The 15737-nt window shown below is 53.5% G+C and carries 11 protein-coding genes, 1 tRNA gene and 6 pseudogenes; 10 read left to right on the forward strand and 8 right to left on the reverse strand.

All coding sequences use genetic code 11. The features are described 5' to 3' along the window. The first annotated feature begins 24 nt into the window (after nucleotides 1-24). Nucleotides 25-588: an acetolactate synthase small subunit gene (gene ilvN, locus OA238_RS12750; protein ID WP_015495495.1), complete on the forward strand. Its 564-nt coding sequence runs from the start codon at nucleotides 25-27 to the stop codon at nucleotides 586-588. 140 nt (nucleotides 589-728) lie between these two features. Here the strand turns inward: ilvN and OA238_RS12755 are convergent, their stop codons facing one another. Both OA238_RS12755 and OA238_RS12760 read right to left on the reverse strand, forming a co-directional pair. After that, nucleotides 729-2051, reverse strand: a complete 1323-nt coding sequence (locus OA238_RS12755) for an MmgE/PrpD family protein (protein ID WP_044036767.1) — start codon at nucleotides 2049-2051, stop codon at nucleotides 729-731. A 182-nt stretch (nucleotides 2052-2233) separates the two neighbouring features. Beyond that, complete coding sequence (locus OA238_RS12760) at nucleotides 2234-2491, reverse strand: EF-hand domain-containing protein (RefSeq protein WP_015495497.1); 258 nt, start codon at nucleotides 2489-2491, stop codon at nucleotides 2234-2236. A gap of 360 nt (nucleotides 2492-2851) precedes the next feature. Between OA238_RS12760 and OA238_RS12770 the strand changes: the two genes are divergently transcribed. The 3 genes from OA238_RS12770 to OA238_RS12780 all read left to right on the forward strand — a co-directional run bounded on the left by OA238_RS12770 (nucleotide 2852) and on the right by OA238_RS12780 (nucleotide 5359). Continuing rightward, nucleotides 2852-4057: an aromatic ring-hydroxylating oxygenase subunit alpha gene (locus tag OA238_RS12770; protein ID WP_044036769.1), complete on the forward strand. Its 1206-nt coding sequence runs from the start codon at nucleotides 2852-2854 to the stop codon at nucleotides 4055-4057. Further along, nucleotides 4054-4263, forward strand: coding sequence for a hypothetical protein (locus OA238_RS12775; RefSeq protein ID WP_044036770.1), 210 nt, complete (start codon nucleotides 4054-4056; stop codon nucleotides 4261-4263). The genes OA238_RS12770 and OA238_RS12775 overlap by 4 nt, the downstream gene beginning before the upstream one ends. A gap of 157 nt (nucleotides 4264-4420) precedes the next feature. After that, nucleotides 4421-5359, forward strand: coding sequence for a nucleoside hydrolase (locus OA238_RS12780; RefSeq protein WP_015495499.1), 939 nt, complete (start codon nucleotides 4421-4423; stop codon nucleotides 5357-5359). A gap of 27 nt (nucleotides 5360-5386) precedes the next feature. Here OA238_RS12780 and OA238_RS33790 read toward each other — a convergent pair. Continuing rightward, nucleotides 5387-5584, reverse strand: a pseudogene (locus tag OA238_RS33790) (transposase); the annotation flags it as partial. Nucleotides 5585-5667: 83 nt separating this feature from the next. Further along, nucleotides 5668-5791, reverse strand: a pseudogene (locus tag OA238_RS31775) (IS1595 family transposase); the annotation flags it as partial. Between the two features lie 488 nt (nucleotides 5792-6279). Here OA238_RS31775 and OA238_RS12785 point away from each other — a divergent pair. Beyond that, nucleotides 6280-7290 (forward strand): integrase core domain-containing protein, encoded by a 1011-nt coding sequence (locus tag OA238_RS12785; RefSeq protein ID WP_015494941.1) that lies wholly within the window; start codon nucleotides 6280-6282, stop codon nucleotides 7288-7290. A 201-nt stretch (nucleotides 7291-7491) separates the two neighbouring features. Here the strand turns inward: OA238_RS12785 and OA238_RS35015 are convergent, their stop codons facing one another. The 4 genes and pseudogenes from OA238_RS35015 to OA238_RS12810 all read right to left on the reverse strand — a co-directional run. Then, the gene (locus OA238_RS35015; RefSeq protein WP_083906879.1) at nucleotides 7492-7740 is read right to left on the reverse strand and encodes a 2-oxoglutarate and iron-dependent oxygenase domain-containing protein; all 249 of its coding nucleotides are present in this window, start codon (nucleotides 7738-7740) and stop codon (nucleotides 7492-7494) included. Nucleotides 7741-7805: 65 nt separating this feature from the next. Further along, a pseudogene (locus OA238_RS31250) lies at nucleotides 7806-8086 on the reverse strand (IS3 family transposase); the annotation flags it as partial. Nucleotides 8087-8097: 11 nt separating this feature from the next. After that, nucleotides 8098-8893: pseudogene (locus tag OA238_RS30185) on the reverse strand (IS5 family transposase). Between the two features lie 301 nt (nucleotides 8894-9194). Beyond that, nucleotides 9195-9524 (reverse strand): annotated as a pseudogene (locus tag OA238_RS12810) (transposase); the annotation flags it as partial. A gap of 233 nt (nucleotides 9525-9757) precedes the next feature. On the opposite strand from OA238_RS12810, the gene OA238_RS12815 reads away from it, so the two are divergent. The 5 genes and pseudogenes from OA238_RS12815 (at nucleotide 9758) to OA238_RS12835 (ending at nucleotide 15296) form a co-directional block, all read left to right on the forward strand. Continuing rightward, nucleotides 9758-9832: transfer RNA gene (locus OA238_RS12815), tRNA-Phe, on the forward strand. Nucleotides 9833-9932: 100 nt separating this feature from the next. Next, nucleotides 9933-11210 carry an integrase family protein gene (locus OA238_RS12820; RefSeq protein WP_015495504.1) on the forward strand — a complete coding sequence of 426 codons (1278 nt, stop codon included), beginning with the start codon at nucleotides 9933-9935 and terminating at the stop codon, nucleotides 11208-11210. Nucleotides 11211-11516: 306 nt separating this feature from the next. Further along, nucleotides 11517-12764, forward strand: a complete 1248-nt coding sequence (locus OA238_RS12825; RefSeq protein ID WP_015493820.1) for an IS256-like element ISOan6 family transposase — start codon at nucleotides 11517-11519, stop codon at nucleotides 12762-12764. 621 nt (nucleotides 12765-13385) lie between these two features. After that, nucleotides 13386-14362: pseudogene (locus tag OA238_RS12830) on the forward strand (IS1595 family transposase). A 394-nt stretch (nucleotides 14363-14756) separates the two neighbouring features. Beyond that, a complete protein-coding gene (locus tag OA238_RS12835; protein WP_015495506.1) occupies nucleotides 14757-15296 on the forward strand; it encodes a hypothetical protein in 540 nt (179 codons plus the stop codon). Nucleotides 15297-15737 lie beyond the last annotated feature (441 nt).

Here is a 15737-nt window from a genome sequence, read left to right on the forward strand (position 1 = left end):
CAGCCTCAAAGGAAAGAATACATCATGTCCGCACTCCGTCTCAAAAAAGGTGCCTCGTCGCACTCCGCCTACAACCTGCGCCCGACTTTTTCGGATGTCGAAGAACGCCACACGCTGGCCGTCATCGTCGAAAATGAACCCGGTGTTTTGGCCCGTGTCATCGGCCTGTTCGCAGGGCGCGGCTACAACATCGAAAGCCTGACCGTCGCCGAGATTGACCACACAGGCCATCTGTCGCGCATCACCGTGGTCACCACAGGCACGCCCCAGACGATCAACCAGATCACGGCACAGCTCGGTCGCATCGTAACGGTTCGCGAAGTGCATGATTTGACAGTCGAAGGACGTTCGGTGGAACGCGAACTGGCCCTGTTCAAGGTGGCTGGCAAAGGCGACGACCGGATGGAAATGCTACGACTGGCTGATGTCTTTCGCGCCAACGTGGTCGACAGCACGCTGCAAAGCTTCACGTTTGAAATCACCGGAACGAGCGAGAAGATCGACGCGTTTGCCAACCTTATGCGCCCCATCGGGCTGGTCGAAATGGCCCGCACGGGCGTCGCGGCCCTGTCGCGCGGGGAAATCTAGTACGCGCCCTACCCTCGCACGGGCTCTTGTCGCTCATTCAGTTTAAAAATGCCAACAGGGCGCCCTCTTTTGCGGGCGCCCTGTTCGTTGCAGAGTGGGCGAAAGGTCAGCGCTGCCCTTTACGCGCCCAGACGGCACCATCACGGCATGTATAAAATCCTGTTGAGATCGGCCATACTGCCCTCCTCAGCATCAAGATCAGCAATGATATCAACAGCATCGCGCGCCCGTTGTCGCCCGATAATCTGATCCGCAAGTCCGTGAAATTTGTAGCCCATAACCGCCGCACTCAGCGGCGCTTCGGGATCGCCCAGCGCCTCGGTTCTCTCGGACGTCAACCGCGTACCGTCCCTCAACACCAGCGTCACATGGGCAAAGCGATGCGCTGGAAATGCTGCGTTGTAATCCTCGTCCTCGGCAAAGATCATCCCCGCCGCCAAACGCTGCACTTCGGCGTCACCAAACGCCGCCTGCGACACTTCTTGCGCCCCCACACGACCATGCACCATGGCCACGGCCGTTGGATAAGCCGTCGAATATTGCGCCTCCTCGGTGGTTTTGGGCAGGCGCGTGGCAAGGCGCACAGATTGATGAAACGTCGTGACTTCAATGTAGCCAACATCGGCGCTGACCAACCCATGTGCCTGTCGCAAACCCAGCACTGCCTGAAGCGGCGGCTGCGCCCAACGACACACCGGATACAGTTTGATGTATTGCTCAAACACGTAGTGCCGCGCTCCAAGATCACCCCAAATATCGGCCACATCAGCGCTGTCCACAGTGATCGCCGGTGCGCCCGTAAAGCCGTCTGCGGCAAGATACGCCGCCGATACCCCCGCCATGGCACCCCAGCCGGACCCGTCTTTCACCATCGTGGGATGGTCAATGCAGCGCATCATCTGGCTGCGGGGGCCGTGATATTCGGCAATCCCGATCGCCTCGCGGGTTTGCGTCCGCGTTAACCCCAAGGCTCGCGCCCCAAGGGCCGCACAGGCCAGCGCGATCCACGCACCGGATGTGTGGTAGTCACTGGCCGTTCGGTGCAACGCGATGCCGGCCCGCGTGCCAATTTCATATCCTGCGACCAATGCGGTCAACATTTCGCGCGGATCATCGCAGGCTTGTGCCTCCATCAAGGCCAGCACCGATGGAAACACCCCGCATCCCACATGACCCTTGGTCAGTTTTTGCCCGTCGTGCCCGTCCAGCGCATCAATCGTTATGCCGCCGGCCAATGCCGCCCCCGCCGCGCTAACGCGCCGCCCGTCCAGCAACATGCGCGCGTGACGCCCCCCGAAATGACCTGCCGCATGGTCGCGAATGATGCGTGACATTTCCGTCTGCGCCCCGCCCAGCGCCACGCCGTACAGATCCAGCACCAACCGTTTCGCCATCACAACTGCCTCAGGCGACAGGTCATTGAATTCCAAATCATGAACGTAGTCATAAACCGATGGTGCCATTGCAGTGCTCCCTTGCGTGGCAGTCTGCACCAAATCGACCATTAAAAAAGCCCCCCAGTTACGAAAACCGGAGGACCTGTCCTCACACACTTGGGGGGTGCATGGGGGCATGCGCGATAAAAGGCCGGCGGAGCGATCTGCCGCCCTAGACACGCAATTCTTATGACGTCAGCGCCCTTGGCTTATTCTGCAATAGGCATCAGTCCAGCGTCCTGCGCCGCCATGACTTCGGCCATATCGAGCAGGCCATCGCTTGTCGTATCCATCGCCGAGAAATCTACATCGGTGATCTCGGGGTACATCGATCCGATTTCGGGGTAGCTGTAAAACCCGTCACCGTTTACGTCGATCATCGGATCGGCGTCTTGCGCCATTGCAGGGCCCGCAATCAGCGCGATCAGGGCAAAAACTGCAGTGCTTGGTTTGGTCATCTTCAACATTATAAACTCTCCTGTGGACATGAAAGAACGCGTTTGTTTGCGTCCCGTACACTTGCTAACCCGCGCCAATGTCCGGTGTCCTCACAAGGCGCAGGAGCCGTGATTTTGCGCAAGGGGGCGCGTGTTTAGCCCCCTCTATTTCGGCGGACCAACGCCGACACGATCCACTGCGCAAATCCCGGCTTATTCCAGCGCGGGTTTTTGGCGATGTGCCGCCCAAAGCCGCCCCTGGCGCCGCGCTGCGCCCCGTTAAGGCGGCACGAGCAATGTCGCGGTGAGAAAAGCCCGTGTCGCACACCAGCCAGATCAACCGCCTTGATTGGGTTAAATTTGACCCAGCGCTGCGCAGAGGAACCCGCCATGCCCCAATATCAAACCCCAATCGATCTCTCATCGGTTCGCCGCCCCGTCGCAACAGCCAACGGGCTGCCAAACGCCCACTACACCGATCCGGACGTGTTCAAATCCGAAAGCCGCGCAGTGCTCCATGCCTCATGGGCTGGCTTTGCGGTCGCGGCTGACGTCCCTGAAAACGGCGACGCTAAACCGCTTGAGTTCCTCGGCATTCCGCTGTTGCTTCTACGGGACAAAAACGGCGATGTGCGGGTATTCCAAAACATCTGCCGGCATCGCGGCATGATCCTTGTGGACAGCGCGCGCAAAATCGAAGGCGCGATCCGCTGCCCCTACCATTCGTGGTGCTATTCGACCAAAGGCGCACTTGTCTCCACCCCCCATGTGGGCGGCCCCGGTCACAACACCCATGATGCAATTGTCAAAGACGACCTCGGTCTTATCGAAGTGCGCAGCCACATCTGGCGCGACGTGGTGTTCATCAATCTGGACGGCGACGCTGATGCATTCGAGGTGGTGAACGCCGACCTCATCGCACGCTGGCATGAACACACTGCGCCCATGTATCACGGCGGCGCAGACAGCACGTTTGCGCTGGATGTTACCTGCAACTGGAAGCTGGCGGTGGAAAACTACGCCGAAAGCTATCACCTGCCGTGGATTCACCCCGGTCTGAACAGTTATTCCCGACTTGAGGATCACTACCATATTGAACAACCAATCTCGTCCTCGGGAGCGAGGTCTGCGTCGAAAACAGGGTCTGCAATAGGAACGGGCGCGTTCAGCGGTCAAGGTACATTGGTCTACCGCCAACTCACCGGCGACGAGGGCGCAACGTTCCCCGATTTTGCCGGCCTGTCCGACAAATGGGATGAGGGTGCTGAATATGTCTGTCTTTACCCCAACGTATTGCTCGCCGCGCAGCGCGAACATGCCTATGCGATTTTATTAGAACCCATCGATACAAACCACACCATCGAACACGTCCACATCTATTACGCATCGCCGGACACCGACGCTGCGCTGCGGACCCGTAACACCGCCCAGTGGAAAGAGGTCTTTGAAGAAGACATCGGCGTCGTTGAAGGCATGCAAAAAGGCCGCGCGGCGATCGGGTTTGATGGTGGCCGCTTCTCCCCAGCGATGGACAGCCCGACACATTGCTTTCACGACTGGGTTGCCGCAAAAATGGGCGCCCAAGCTGGCACATGACGGACCTCGACACCCAGCTGCTCGCCGCACACGCATCCGGTGACAAACCCGCCCTAGTGACGCTTTATACTGCCGCCGCAGATCAGGCCGGATCGGTGGACGCCGCGTGTTTCTACCTCACGCACGCCTATATCTTCGCGCTGGATCTTGGCCACGCAGATACCGCCCATCTGCATGCGCGCCTTGCGGAACACGGCCGCGTCTAGGTTTAAACCCGAGGGGGCGCTGCCCTCGCTTCGTCCCCCGGGATATTTTTGAAGCCATGACTGGACGAAGCAAGACAGGGACAATGAGCCAGAGACCCCACCTTTCCCTTCGCGCGCGCAACGACTAGGAATAGCCACAGCATCGCAGGGGAAATAAATGGCACGCAATATCATCATCGACACGGACCCGGGCCAAGACGACGCCGTGGCGATTCTGCTGGCATTGGCTTCCCCCGAACTCAAGGTCCTTGGCATCACCGCCGTGGCGGGCAACGTGCCGCTGGACCTGACCCAAAAGAACGCCCGCATCATCTGCGAATTGGCGGGCTTTCCTGACACCTTAGTCTTTGCGGGCTGTGACAGACCAATCAACCGCGCGCTGGTCACGGCAGAACATGTGCATGGTAAAACTGGCCTTGACGGCCCGCAACTGGCGCCGCCGACAATGGCCCTACAAGACCAACATGCGGTGGATTGGATAATCGACACGCTTCGAGCCGCGCCGCTGGCCTCTGTCACCCTATGCCCGCTCGGCCCGCTGACTAATATCGCAATGGCCCTACAGCGCGCGCCCGACATCAAACCGGCAATTGCAGAAATCGTTCTCATGGGGGGTGGTTTTTTTGAGGGTGGCAACATCACCCCTACCGCCGAATTCAACATCTACGTTGATCCGCACGCCGCCGACATCGTGTTCAAGTCCGGCCTGCCGTTGACCGTGATGCCGCTGGACATGACCCACAAAGCCCTGACCAGCAAAGCCCGCGTCGATGCCTTTCGCGCCATGGGAACAGACGTGGGCCGCATGACCGCCGAATGGACCGACTTTTTCGAACGCTTTGACAAGGAAAAATATGGCTCACTCGGCGCACCGCTGCACGACCCCACCGTGATCGCCTATCTGATCCAGCCCGAATTGTTTAGCGGCCGCATCATCAACGTGGAAATTGAAACGCAAAGTGAGCTGACAATGGGCATGACCGTAGCGGATTGGTGGCGCGTGACAGACCGCGCACCCAATTGCACATTTATGCGCGACATCGACGCAGACGGGTTCTTTGCATTGCTGGCAGAGCGTTTGGCGCGTTTGGGCTAACGTCCGCAGTGCGGGTCGGTCTGGACGGATCGACGCAACACACTCCGCGCACCTCTCTGCTAGTGTGTGATATTGCAAGGTCTTGCGAGGGGGCTCGTTCAACTGTCTGGCGATTGCGCTGAGTTTTGCTTGAGAATGGACAGATAAATCAGTTCCGCGTGGCAAATACTGCCGGAGAGGCCGGTTGGTATTTTCATTTAATCCGCGTTGCCATGCATTGCCCGGCAGGCGATTGCGTTGCAATCTGCCGAGAGGGTGACTGTGGGGCGCAACCGGCACATTCACCAAGTTGCGCGATTTCGCTTTTACGGCCAGCCCCTGCAGGGTGCCACAGGACGGCTACATGAAGCCCTCAGGCCAACGATGTTCCGCCGGAGAATGCGAGCACGCTTCCTTATCAGAAAACCTGGCATCGAACGCCGGGCGGGATATGGGTTTGTCGTTTTTTCATCTGGCTGGCATAGGTAGAACAATACTAGAACATTGTAGATTGGCAAGCCGCGTCGCACTACATCAGGTGCCGCCGGAGCAAAGGGAATAAGCCTTCTCCTTTGGTTTGGAAGCATGGGCCAAATTACTCAGACACTGAAGATCGGACACTCTCATAGCCATCACTTCCGGGCCAACGACAGGAACCCAATCAGTAACTCTTTATAAACATGGCAGTCTCAAATCCAACGGGGTGCGCAAGTGAGCAGCCCCACTTGACGGTCCGTCGCAATATAAAATGAGACATCATTGCGGCTTAAGCATTGGAGGCTCTGGCTCGTTTGTGTGATCGGTCATGGCACCTGCCGGCAATTTGAGGTGCAATTCCAACGCCTGAATAAGTTCAGATAGATGTGAGACAAAATTTTGTTGCCAAGATTTAGGCGACCTCGGAGACTGAGAATTGAAAGAAACCAGCTCACGAGGCCAATATGCAAATCATCGGACTGCACAAGAACGTTTATAAACTTTATGCTTGGGCGCGGACACAAGAATGTTTGGACGTGTACCGTATCAAATACGAAGGTCAGGTTCGGCAATGGGACGACTTACGTACAGAGGGCGTTTCTCTATCAAAGTGCGCTGAATTCGTCGGCATCTCGCGCGCGACATATTACCGTCACAAGCGTATTTTGAAGGTTTTGGCGCAGGCAATCATACCGCCTTCAAAGGCTCCCAAACGCTGCAACAAGTCACAGTGGGGCGAGGCAGAAAAGCAATTGGTGCTTGAGGCCCGCCGCGACAATGAAACCTACGGTAAGGAGAAAATAGGGGCCATCTTGCGTCGCGACAAAAAGCAAACCATGAGCGATAGCACCGTGGGGCGCATTTTGAGCTTTCTAAGGAAAAAAGGCCTGATCACACGATCAAGATCTGCGCCCCAAAAGCGCAAGCGTAATTTTTCCAAGGGGCATGCCAAGGGATGGAAATATAGGGATTACAAAGATATTGTGGTTGGCGAGCGTGTGCAGATCGATCATATGACTGCCACAAAGAACGGCGTCACGTGCAAACACTTTCAAGCCTGGGAGAGGTGTAGCAAGCATATCCACGCGCAAGTTTATTCGAATGCCACGGCACGCTCTGCCAAACGGTTTTTGCAAGAACTCGTGGAAATAGCTCCCTATAAGATCATCTCAATTCAAGTCGATGGCGGGTCTGAGTTTATGGCCGATTTTGAGACAGCGTGCGAACAGATGGAGATCCCGCTCATTGTGCTGCCGCCAGCAAGGCCAAAATACAACGGTGGTGTCGAGCGCGGTAACCGCACCTTCCGCGAAGAGTTCTATGCATGTCGTGATCTCATTGCCGACAGCATAGGAGCGATGCGGTTTGAACTTCGAAAAGCCGTCAATAAATACAACACATTCAGGCCTCATCATGCCTTGAAAGGCAAGACACCAATGGAGTACATTCGAATCACTCAGGCCAAAGTCGTGTGAGTCTCAAAACACCTGAACCTATACACGCCGAACAAACAAGTTGTCCGAGCGTTGAGATCTTCGTATGATACTCTGCCACCGTTTCTTGAAACCCGTTCAAGATCGGCCAAACGTTTGGCCCCAGCAATATTTTGCCAGCAAGAGTATCCGGATGAATACAAGGCAGATCAAGCCCAAGGTCAAAGGCCTCATAGCTGCGGTTCACTTCATCCGGGTATTCCCTTTTTCGGTAAAGGGGACGTAGCCGCGATGGTTTGAACTGTTGCCAATGTAATATAGCCGCTTCGTTACGTCAGGCCGTGCGAAGAGTATGGCGGCTACCTTGTAGGTTGCATCAAATAGATCACTATCTATCCCGTGATCACAGATCCTGAAAAACCCAAACGAGCGCGCAGCCTCGCCAATGTTATCCGCGGTTTGCGCGAATTGCGAGCTATTTGGGTCCTTCAGACCTCAAACACTAATCAGCGGGAGAAGACCCCCACAATCTGCAGCATTGAGGTGCCCCTAGTTTCCTAGACACCTGCCTCGTTCATTTCCTTCTGTTCTGCTTCATAGTCAACTGGCGACAGCATGCCGTTGTTGGTGTGCTTTCTTGTCGGGTTATAGAACATCTCAATATAATCGAACACGTCCTGCCTTGCAGCGTCGCGTGTCAGGTATGTACGCCGCCTGACACGCGACGCTGTAGGAGTTGGAAGAAGCTCTCGGCCACGGCATTGTCATTGCAGTTTCCGCGTCGGCTCATGCTGGCGTCCAGATTGTGTTTGCCGAGAAACGATTGCCGCTCCTTGCTAGGCTCAGGACTCACAACCAAAATATGACGGTTGCGGCGAGAGCGATTGCGGAGAGGAAGACTGTTGGTGATCTGTCGTAGCGAGTTGCGACGCGACGCCAATCTTTGAGCCTTCCGAACATTCTCTCGATACGGTTGCGTCGTTTGTAACGGCGCTTGTCGTACTTGACGGTCTTTTTGCGCGACTTGCGACCGGGGATGCAGGGCGTTGTGCCGTTGTCTACAAGGGTTTCACGGAACCAATCAGCATCGTACCCTCTGTCAGCGAGGAGCCAGTCAGCCTCAGGCAGATTATTCATCAAGGCGGCTGCACCAGTGTAATCACTGACTTGTCCTGCTGTGATGAAGAGGCGGATTGGTCGTCCGCTGGTGTCTGTGGCAGCATGTAGCTTTGTATTCATACCGCCCTTGGTCAACCCGATCAGGCGTCCTCGCCCCCCTTTTTTAACCGCAGGCTGGCGGCCGTACGATGTGCTTTGAGGTAGGTGGCGTCCACTGCCCGGCAGTCGAAACGCAGTTTCGATGAGAGGGGATTGAGATGGTTTTGTTGTCGGGGGCCTGCTCGGCCAGCCCCATCAAGATTTGGGCAAATATGCCCATATCACTCCAGCGCTTCCATCGATTATATAGCGTCTTCGGCGGTCCATACTCGGAAGGTGCATCACACCACCTTAAACCATTGCGATTGATGAAGATAATGCTACTCAAAACACGACGGTCATCCACACGAGCACGACCTCGGCTCTTTGGAAAGTACGGCCGGAGACGCTCCATCTGCGCCTCAGTCAGCCAATACAAATTGCTCATAATATCCCCCTACAATTGAAGACTATGAATCACCACAACGCGACAAACTCAATCAATTAATGGGTCCTGACCCTAGTGAACTGTGAACCTTGGTCCACTGCCCGGCAGCGGTTTGCCTGCAAACCATGAAAGGGGGAATGGATCATGACCTTTTGCTTTGGCTTGGGTCGCCAAACTGCGCTCAGCAATACCTGCAAGGCGAGGTCCGTGGTCATGCGTGATTGCATAGATCCACTGCCCGGCAGTCGTTTGCTTGCAAACGATGAAAGGGTTTTCCTCGATGCGCTCCGCGTCAAAATCCGCGACGCCCCCTCTCGTGATCCCGCATCGCCTTGCGTGCTACAGCCCGTCGCAAATTAGGTGTCGTAAGTTTTTTTCAAGCAAATCTTTCAACACAACATTGTCCAACATGGTGTCTGCCAAAAGGCGCTTCAGCTTAGCGTTCTCATCATCCAGCGATTTAAGGCGGTGGGTGTCAGAAACGTCCACTCTCGGGACATCGCTGCGCGACCCCTGTCGTGCAGTGCATGCCACCGTATTTGGCTTTGAACTTGTAGAACGACGCGGCACTGAGGCCATGCCTGCGGCACACCTCAGCAGTTGGCATCCCAGCTTCTTGTTCTTTGATCATCCCGATAATCTGAGCTTCGGTAAAACGACTCTGTCACATTTGTTTGCTCCTTAAAAGGTTGAGCAAACTCTACATTAAAGTGAGGGACCTTTCGGGGGGCAGGTCACACGCTATCCGAATTTGTCGGCCCACTTCACTGAGGCAAACGATTTTGCGGAAATGAAAGAAGGGTCTGGACAGTCCTGAACAGCGCGCCTAAAACGCCCATACCCAAGGGTTAAAACCCGTCCCGTGCCCGGGTAGCTCAGGGGTAGAGCAGTGGATTGAAAATCCTCGTGTCGGTGGTTCGATTCCGCCCCTGGGCACCATTTACCTCTTATAATACGTCTTAATGCTGTTTTGACCTATCAGTCAGAGCCTATCTGTTGCAGACTCATGGCTACCAGTTGGCTACCAGCGGTGAGCACCATGCAAACAAAGATTACGCAAAGAACCCTCGCAAGCATAGATGGGACCGGAACTCGTACATTTATATGGGATACGGCTCTTACAGGATTCGGGATTGAGGTTTCGGCTAAGGGGAAGGCTTCTTACGTTTGTGAAACTCGTATTAAGGGGACTGGGCGGAAGGTCCGGCAAAAGATTGGGTCAGTAGACTTAATGCCTCTGGATGATGCCAGATCGGATGCACGATCCATGTTGCTGCAAGCGTTTAAGGGAGTAGACCCTCGTTTTGACAAACAAGAGGTTGAACAAGCGCCTAAGACTGTAGGGCAGGCAGTAACTGACTATATTGAAGCCAAGAGGCATAAGTTGGCCGCCAGTACCATTAGGGACTACCGTGTTACATTTTCTAGTTGTCTTTCGGATTGGGAGCACCTTCCACTGGGTCAACTTAGTGGGCAGATGATTGCGAATAGGTACAACAAGCTGTTGGATAAACTTTCAGTTGCTTACAGTAACAAAGTGATGCGAAATCTTCGGGCTGCCTTAAATTATCATGGCTTAGAGCCAAACCCAGTTACATTTCTTACTCGTAAAGACCTCATGGCAGTTGATGCGCCACGTAATCGGTTCTTATCTGCTCATGAAATTTACATCATTTATGGCTATTTTTCCACATACCAGCATCCTGTCGCACGTGTTGTTTTGTTCTGTATCCTTACAGGAGTCCGTAAGAATGAAGCCCTCAAGCTGACTTGGGAAAATGTAACATCACAGACCATCTTGTTTGCTGGGGATATTCAAAAGAACCATAAGCCGCACCATGTTCCTCGTGTCGGCCTTCTAGATGGTATCTTTGGCGACAGGGGGGAATCGCAGGATTTAGTTTTTGGGTATACTGAATATTCATTCCGCAAACCTTTCGAGCGTTTTAAGCAGCGCCCTGAGTTGGACGGTTGGGCCTATTGGACGATGCATGATTTAAGGCGCACTTTTTCGGAACATATGAACCTTATCGGCTACGCCGCCTCTGACGTGTCCCTTGCGTCCAATCGTAGTGATAATTCGGTGACCGTGAAGCATTATCTTGGAGGGCAATTAGCAAAAGAAAACTTACTTAGACGTATGTATGCTGACCTTCAAAGGCAGGTACATTATTATTGGTACGAGAGAGGTGATGCTGAAACGATGGTTGCCCCAAAAGACTATATACCATCCATACTTGTTGAGCCGGAGCTAACCGAAGATGAGTGGCGAGAATATCAAGAGAGTTTAGTGGGCGTTGATACGTCAACCTTCTGACCTGCTACCGCGCTGGGCGTCACACGTATTGACTACCAAAAGCATCAGGGGCCTGTGCAGCGCCATATAGTCTAATAAGTACTCCCACAGATGAGATTTACCGTCAGCCCAGCGCATAGGTATCTGAGAGCTTCAGAGATCATCACACAGGGCCTTGAGTGTGTTTAGGGTGCCCGTTCTAACCAATGATAGGCATATATTTGGAGCTATGACTGAATCTGGTGTTTGAATGGTTTGAAGGTTGGCGGCGTATCTGGTTGAATTGTTGTTGGAAGACAGCAGCCCAACCAAAGGAGATACACCACCATGGGAACTACTAACATTGTTGATTTTGCGCGTCGAGACGAGATGACGGACGCGTTGACGGAGTTGCTGAAAACGGGAGCACAACAATTGATCGCGACAGCAGTTGAGGCTGAGCTTGTCAGTTATTTGGCGCAATTTACCGGCTTACGCACCGATGCCGGTCACGCGGCAGTCGTGCGTAATGGACATCATCCGGCCCGCCCGTTTCAAACGGGCATTGGCCCTGTGAGCGTGCGCATTCCAAAGGTTCGGTCCAAGGACGGCACACCGGTGACATTCCGGTCTGCCCTGGTGCCGCCCTATGTGCGCCGCACGAAGACGCTGGAAGCGGCCTTGCCATGGCTTTACCTCAAAGGGATCTCCAGCGGCGAGATGGCTCCCGCCCTCAAGGTTCTTCTGGGCCCAGATGCCGTTGGCTTGTCGGCTAATACGGTTTCGCGTTTAAAACGCGATTGGGCCAATGAATACGAGGCTTGGAAAGGCGCTGAGTTAGATGACGAGCCCATCGTCTATATCTGGGCCGACGGCGTTCACAGCGGCCTTCGGGGCGAGGATGACAAGCTCTGTGCCCTTGTTATTATTGGGGTAACTGCCCGTGGCAAGAAGCGATTTCTGGCAATTGAGGATGGGGTGCGCGAGTCCACGCAGAGCTGGCGCGAGGTTCTGCTTAACCTCAAAAGCCGAGGCATGAATGCGCCCAAACTGACCATCGGGGACGGTGCCATGGGGTTTTGGGCGGCCATGGACGAAGTCTATCCTGAGACCCGCCATCAACGCTGTTGGCAACACAAAACGATGAACGTGCTCAATTGTTTACCCAAGCTGTCTCAGCCAAAAGCCAAGGCCGCGCTGCACGACATCTGGCAGGCCGAGACCAAAGTCGATGCAGAAAAGGCGTTCGATCTGTTCATCAAAACCTACGAACCCAAATACCCCAAGGCCACACTATGCCTGCAAAAAGATCGTGAGGAACTCATGGCATTCTTCGACTTCCCGGCGCAGCATTGGCAAAGCATCCGCACTAGCAATCCAATTGAATCGGCCTTCGCGACGATCCGGCATCGTACCAAGCGTTCAAAGGGCTGCCTGTCACGCGATGGCATGCTGCACATGATGTTCAAACTGGGGCAATGTGCTGAGCAAAATTGGAGGAAGCTACGCGGCTTTGACTACCTCGCAAAAGTCATCACAGGCGTCACGTTCAAAGACGGAATCGAAACCACAAACCCCGACCAGATCACCGCATGACCAACAATACTCAAACACCAGATTTGACAATAACTCATATATTTGTTGTGTTGGTCTGTAGTTTAATTAGGTAGGTCTTCTTATCGTATTCAAGTGTGGGCAGGCGGAACTTGGACGTTATCAATTTTTACGCATTCAATGACACTTTGAGTAACCCGCAACCACAAGAAAAGATACAACATATTGTTGTAGCGCCAATATAGTTTGTCTATAGTTAAAATTAAAACTTGCTAAAACAGAGCTTTAGCCTAATTTCTAAGCTGCTATTGTGAGCTTTAAAACGGGTATTTTACCCTTTCTGAGTGTTGCTTTTTTGCAACCTTCTATCTAAAAATACTCTAAAAAGTGTGGATTGCAGCTAAGAACTGACTATTCAACAATGAACCTCCTGCAGAGAGCATATCAAAATATGTTCACATCGCAGACGTAGTTTCACTCTAAGCCTTACTATTTTATTAAACTGCGGAAACTTCGGTACTTTGCAATTACTATACTAAGGCAAGATCAATTTGCCTTAATACGATCATTCGCACTTTAAAGGCTTATCCCCTTTGCTCCGGCGGCACCTGATGTAGTGCGAAGCGGCTTGCCAATCTAGAATGTTCTGGTATTGTTCTTCCCATGCCAGCCAGATGGAAAAACGACAAACCCATGTCCCGCCCCGCGTTCGACGCCAGGTTTTCTGATGAGGAAGCGTGTTCGCATTATCTGGTGGAACATCGTTGGCCTGAGGGCTTCGTGTGTCCGTCCTGTGGCACCTGCAAGGGCTGGCCGTTAAAGCGAAATCGCGCGACTTGGGAATGTGCCGGTTGCGCACGGCAGACATCCGTGACGGCTGGCACGGTAATGCACAGCAGCCATTTGCCGTTGCGAATTTGGTTTCTTGCCGCGCACATCATCACCAGCCATTCCAACGGCATGTCAGCGCTGCAACTTCAGGCGCAACTTGGCCTTGGCAGCTACAAGACGGGTCGCCATCGTCGCTCGGACCGATGGCGCTTCTCGGCGACCTCCTCTTGCAAAAGCTGCGGCGGTCGATGGTCAACCCTGACCGCAACCCCCTGAAAGACCTTGTCGAAATCGATGAAACAGAGATGCCGTTCCGGTCCCGGCATGATCCCGAGGACCGGCCAAAGGGTGGGCGGAGCCCGGTTGGAAAGATGTTTGTCGTCTGTGCCGTCGAGTTATCAAGTGACGGACATCCGCGCCGTATCAGGATGAAACACATTCCCGACGGCGCGTCAAAGACGCTGCACGGGTTCATTGGTCAGGCTGTAGAGCCTAGCGCTCACATCATCACGGATGGCTGGCTCGGTTACGAAAATCCTCCTGCAAACACGCATGAGGCAAAGGTCGTCAGCGGCAAGAAGGCACACGACATACTCCACTGGGTCCACCGCGTGTTCTCCAACCTAAAAACGTGGGCAAAAGGCGTCTTCCACGGCCTCAGAAAGTGCCATCTACAACGCTATCTCGACGAATTCGTGTTCCGCTGGAACCGACGGCGACACATGCGAAGCGCCTTCGACACGCTGCTGGGGATCGGTGTTGGTCTCGGGCCAGCGACATATCGTGATTTTGTTGAACAGCGCGCCTGAAGGGCCTCGTTCACGGCAAAAGCCACGCCCTATAAACCCACCAGACGTTACAAACTGATCCGATCCGCCTCTAAAGCCACAAGGGCAAGATTCTGCGCCGCGTCAACATGTGGGGCAACCGGACTAAAAGGGATAAGCCTTCGCACTTTAATAGGGGCGGATGCTAAATTAGGGAAAAACTGATTTTCACGTGCGGTGCATACTGACGTGGCGCCAATTTCCTAATCAAACCAGCTTTTAAATCGATGGATCAACTTCTCGGGGTAAATCCGTCTTCAAACTGCTTTACAGCGGTCGTGCTTCCTATGCGCCTACCCTTTTGGTGTCGTTCGTTCGTGTACGTTGCTTGGCAATTACCTGTGCGCTTTTGCACAAAAAAAACAAAGGAAATACAATGACAAATGCCAACAACAGGACTGAATGGACTAAGGACAAGGGAGATATTGGCGATGAGATATGCCCCTATGACGTTGCTATCTACGTCATTCCAGGAGTGAAAGTTGGTCAAACTATAGACTTTAAGACACGCATGAAAGCTCAAAAATTTGAGAGCGACAGACGCCAGATTTACATGATCGTTCCTGCAAGCATGGCATCGCACAATGATATTTGGGAGTGGGAAAATCGTCTAGCATATCGCCTCGAATTGCCTGGCGAACATGAAGGTCAGCGTAAGGCCATGCTACGTTCACGGTTTGGTAACTTTGGTGGCGCACGAGAGTATAACGTCAAAAACACCATTACTGATGCCAACATAGCCGTGTCTGATGCAGTTGCATTTGAGCGAAATTACGGTCTCAATCAGGGTGCTCTATCCGCTTGCGCCAACCCAAAACACGCCCAAAAGCACATCAAGATCAACGGCGTCAAACATACCGTTTCCTATGCCGACAATAAGAAAGGGTGTGAATGGATCAATGGAAACACGCCATAAATTTGCGTCTGAAGATACGGCCAGAATTGGTCACAGGTTTAGACGAAATCAGGAAAGTAAACAGTCTCAGTATGAACACAGCCGTTAATGAAGCTACAGCCATCGCCCTAGCGGCAAAAGGAAATATGAATGACCTCACAGACCAGTAAAACCAAACTGCCAGCAGGATTCATGGACATTACACCACGTGTTCGTTCAACCATTTTCAAAAGAGCCAAGCACCTGAAGATCGAAAACGATTGTGGAGACGTTGAATATCAGGAGCAAACTTTCTCCACAGATCAAGACAAAGCTGTGAAGTACATCCTATACGGGGTGGTCAAATACAAAGGGGAATACCTCACTAGTTTCACTGACAATAAGCCAGTTGTTGGTAACGATATGAACACGACTGTTGATGCCTGTAAGATGAACACCAAGGAGTTATTGTCAAATCTGGTG

It is taken from the genome of Octadecabacter arcticus 238, from assembly GCF_000155735.2.
GTDB lineage: Bacteria > Pseudomonadota > Alphaproteobacteria > Rhodobacterales > Rhodobacteraceae > Octadecabacter > Octadecabacter arcticus.

What these genes read in the sequence shown, in the direction of transcription:
- OA238_RS12755 (WP_044036767.1), bottom strand. Translation starts at nt 2,051, where the DNA reads ATGGCACCATCGGTTTATGACTACGTTCATGATTTGGAATTCAATGAC.
- OA238_RS12835 (WP_015495506.1), top strand. Translation starts at nt 14,757, where the DNA reads ATGACAAATGCCAACAACAGGACTGAATGGACTAAGGACAAGGGAGAT.
- OA238_RS12780 (WP_015495499.1), top strand. Translation starts at nt 4,421, where the DNA reads ATGGCACGCAATATCATCATCGACACGGACCCGGGCCAAGACGACGCC.
- OA238_RS12775 (WP_044036770.1), top strand. Translation starts at nt 4,054, where the DNA reads ATGACGGACCTCGACACCCAGCTGCTCGCCGCACACGCATCCGGTGAC.
- OA238_RS12785 (WP_015494941.1), top strand. Translation starts at nt 6,280, where the DNA reads ATGCAAATCATCGGACTGCACAAGAACGTTTATAAACTTTATGCTTGG.
- OA238_RS12825 (WP_015493820.1), top strand. Translation starts at nt 11,517, where the DNA reads ATGGGAACTACTAACATTGTTGATTTTGCGCGTCGAGACGAGATGACG.
- OA238_RS12760 (WP_015495497.1), bottom strand. Translation starts at nt 2,491, where the DNA reads ATGTTGAAGATGACCAAACCAAGCACTGCAGTTTTTGCCCTGATCGCG.
- OA238_RS12820 (WP_015495504.1), top strand. Translation starts at nt 9,933, where the DNA reads ATGCAAACAAAGATTACGCAAAGAACCCTCGCAAGCATAGATGGGACC.
- ilvN (WP_015495495.1), top strand. Translation starts at nt 25, where the DNA reads ATGTCCGCACTCCGTCTCAAAAAAGGTGCCTCGTCGCACTCCGCCTAC.
- OA238_RS12770 (WP_044036769.1), top strand. Translation starts at nt 2,852, where the DNA reads ATGCCCCAATATCAAACCCCAATCGATCTCTCATCGGTTCGCCGCCCC.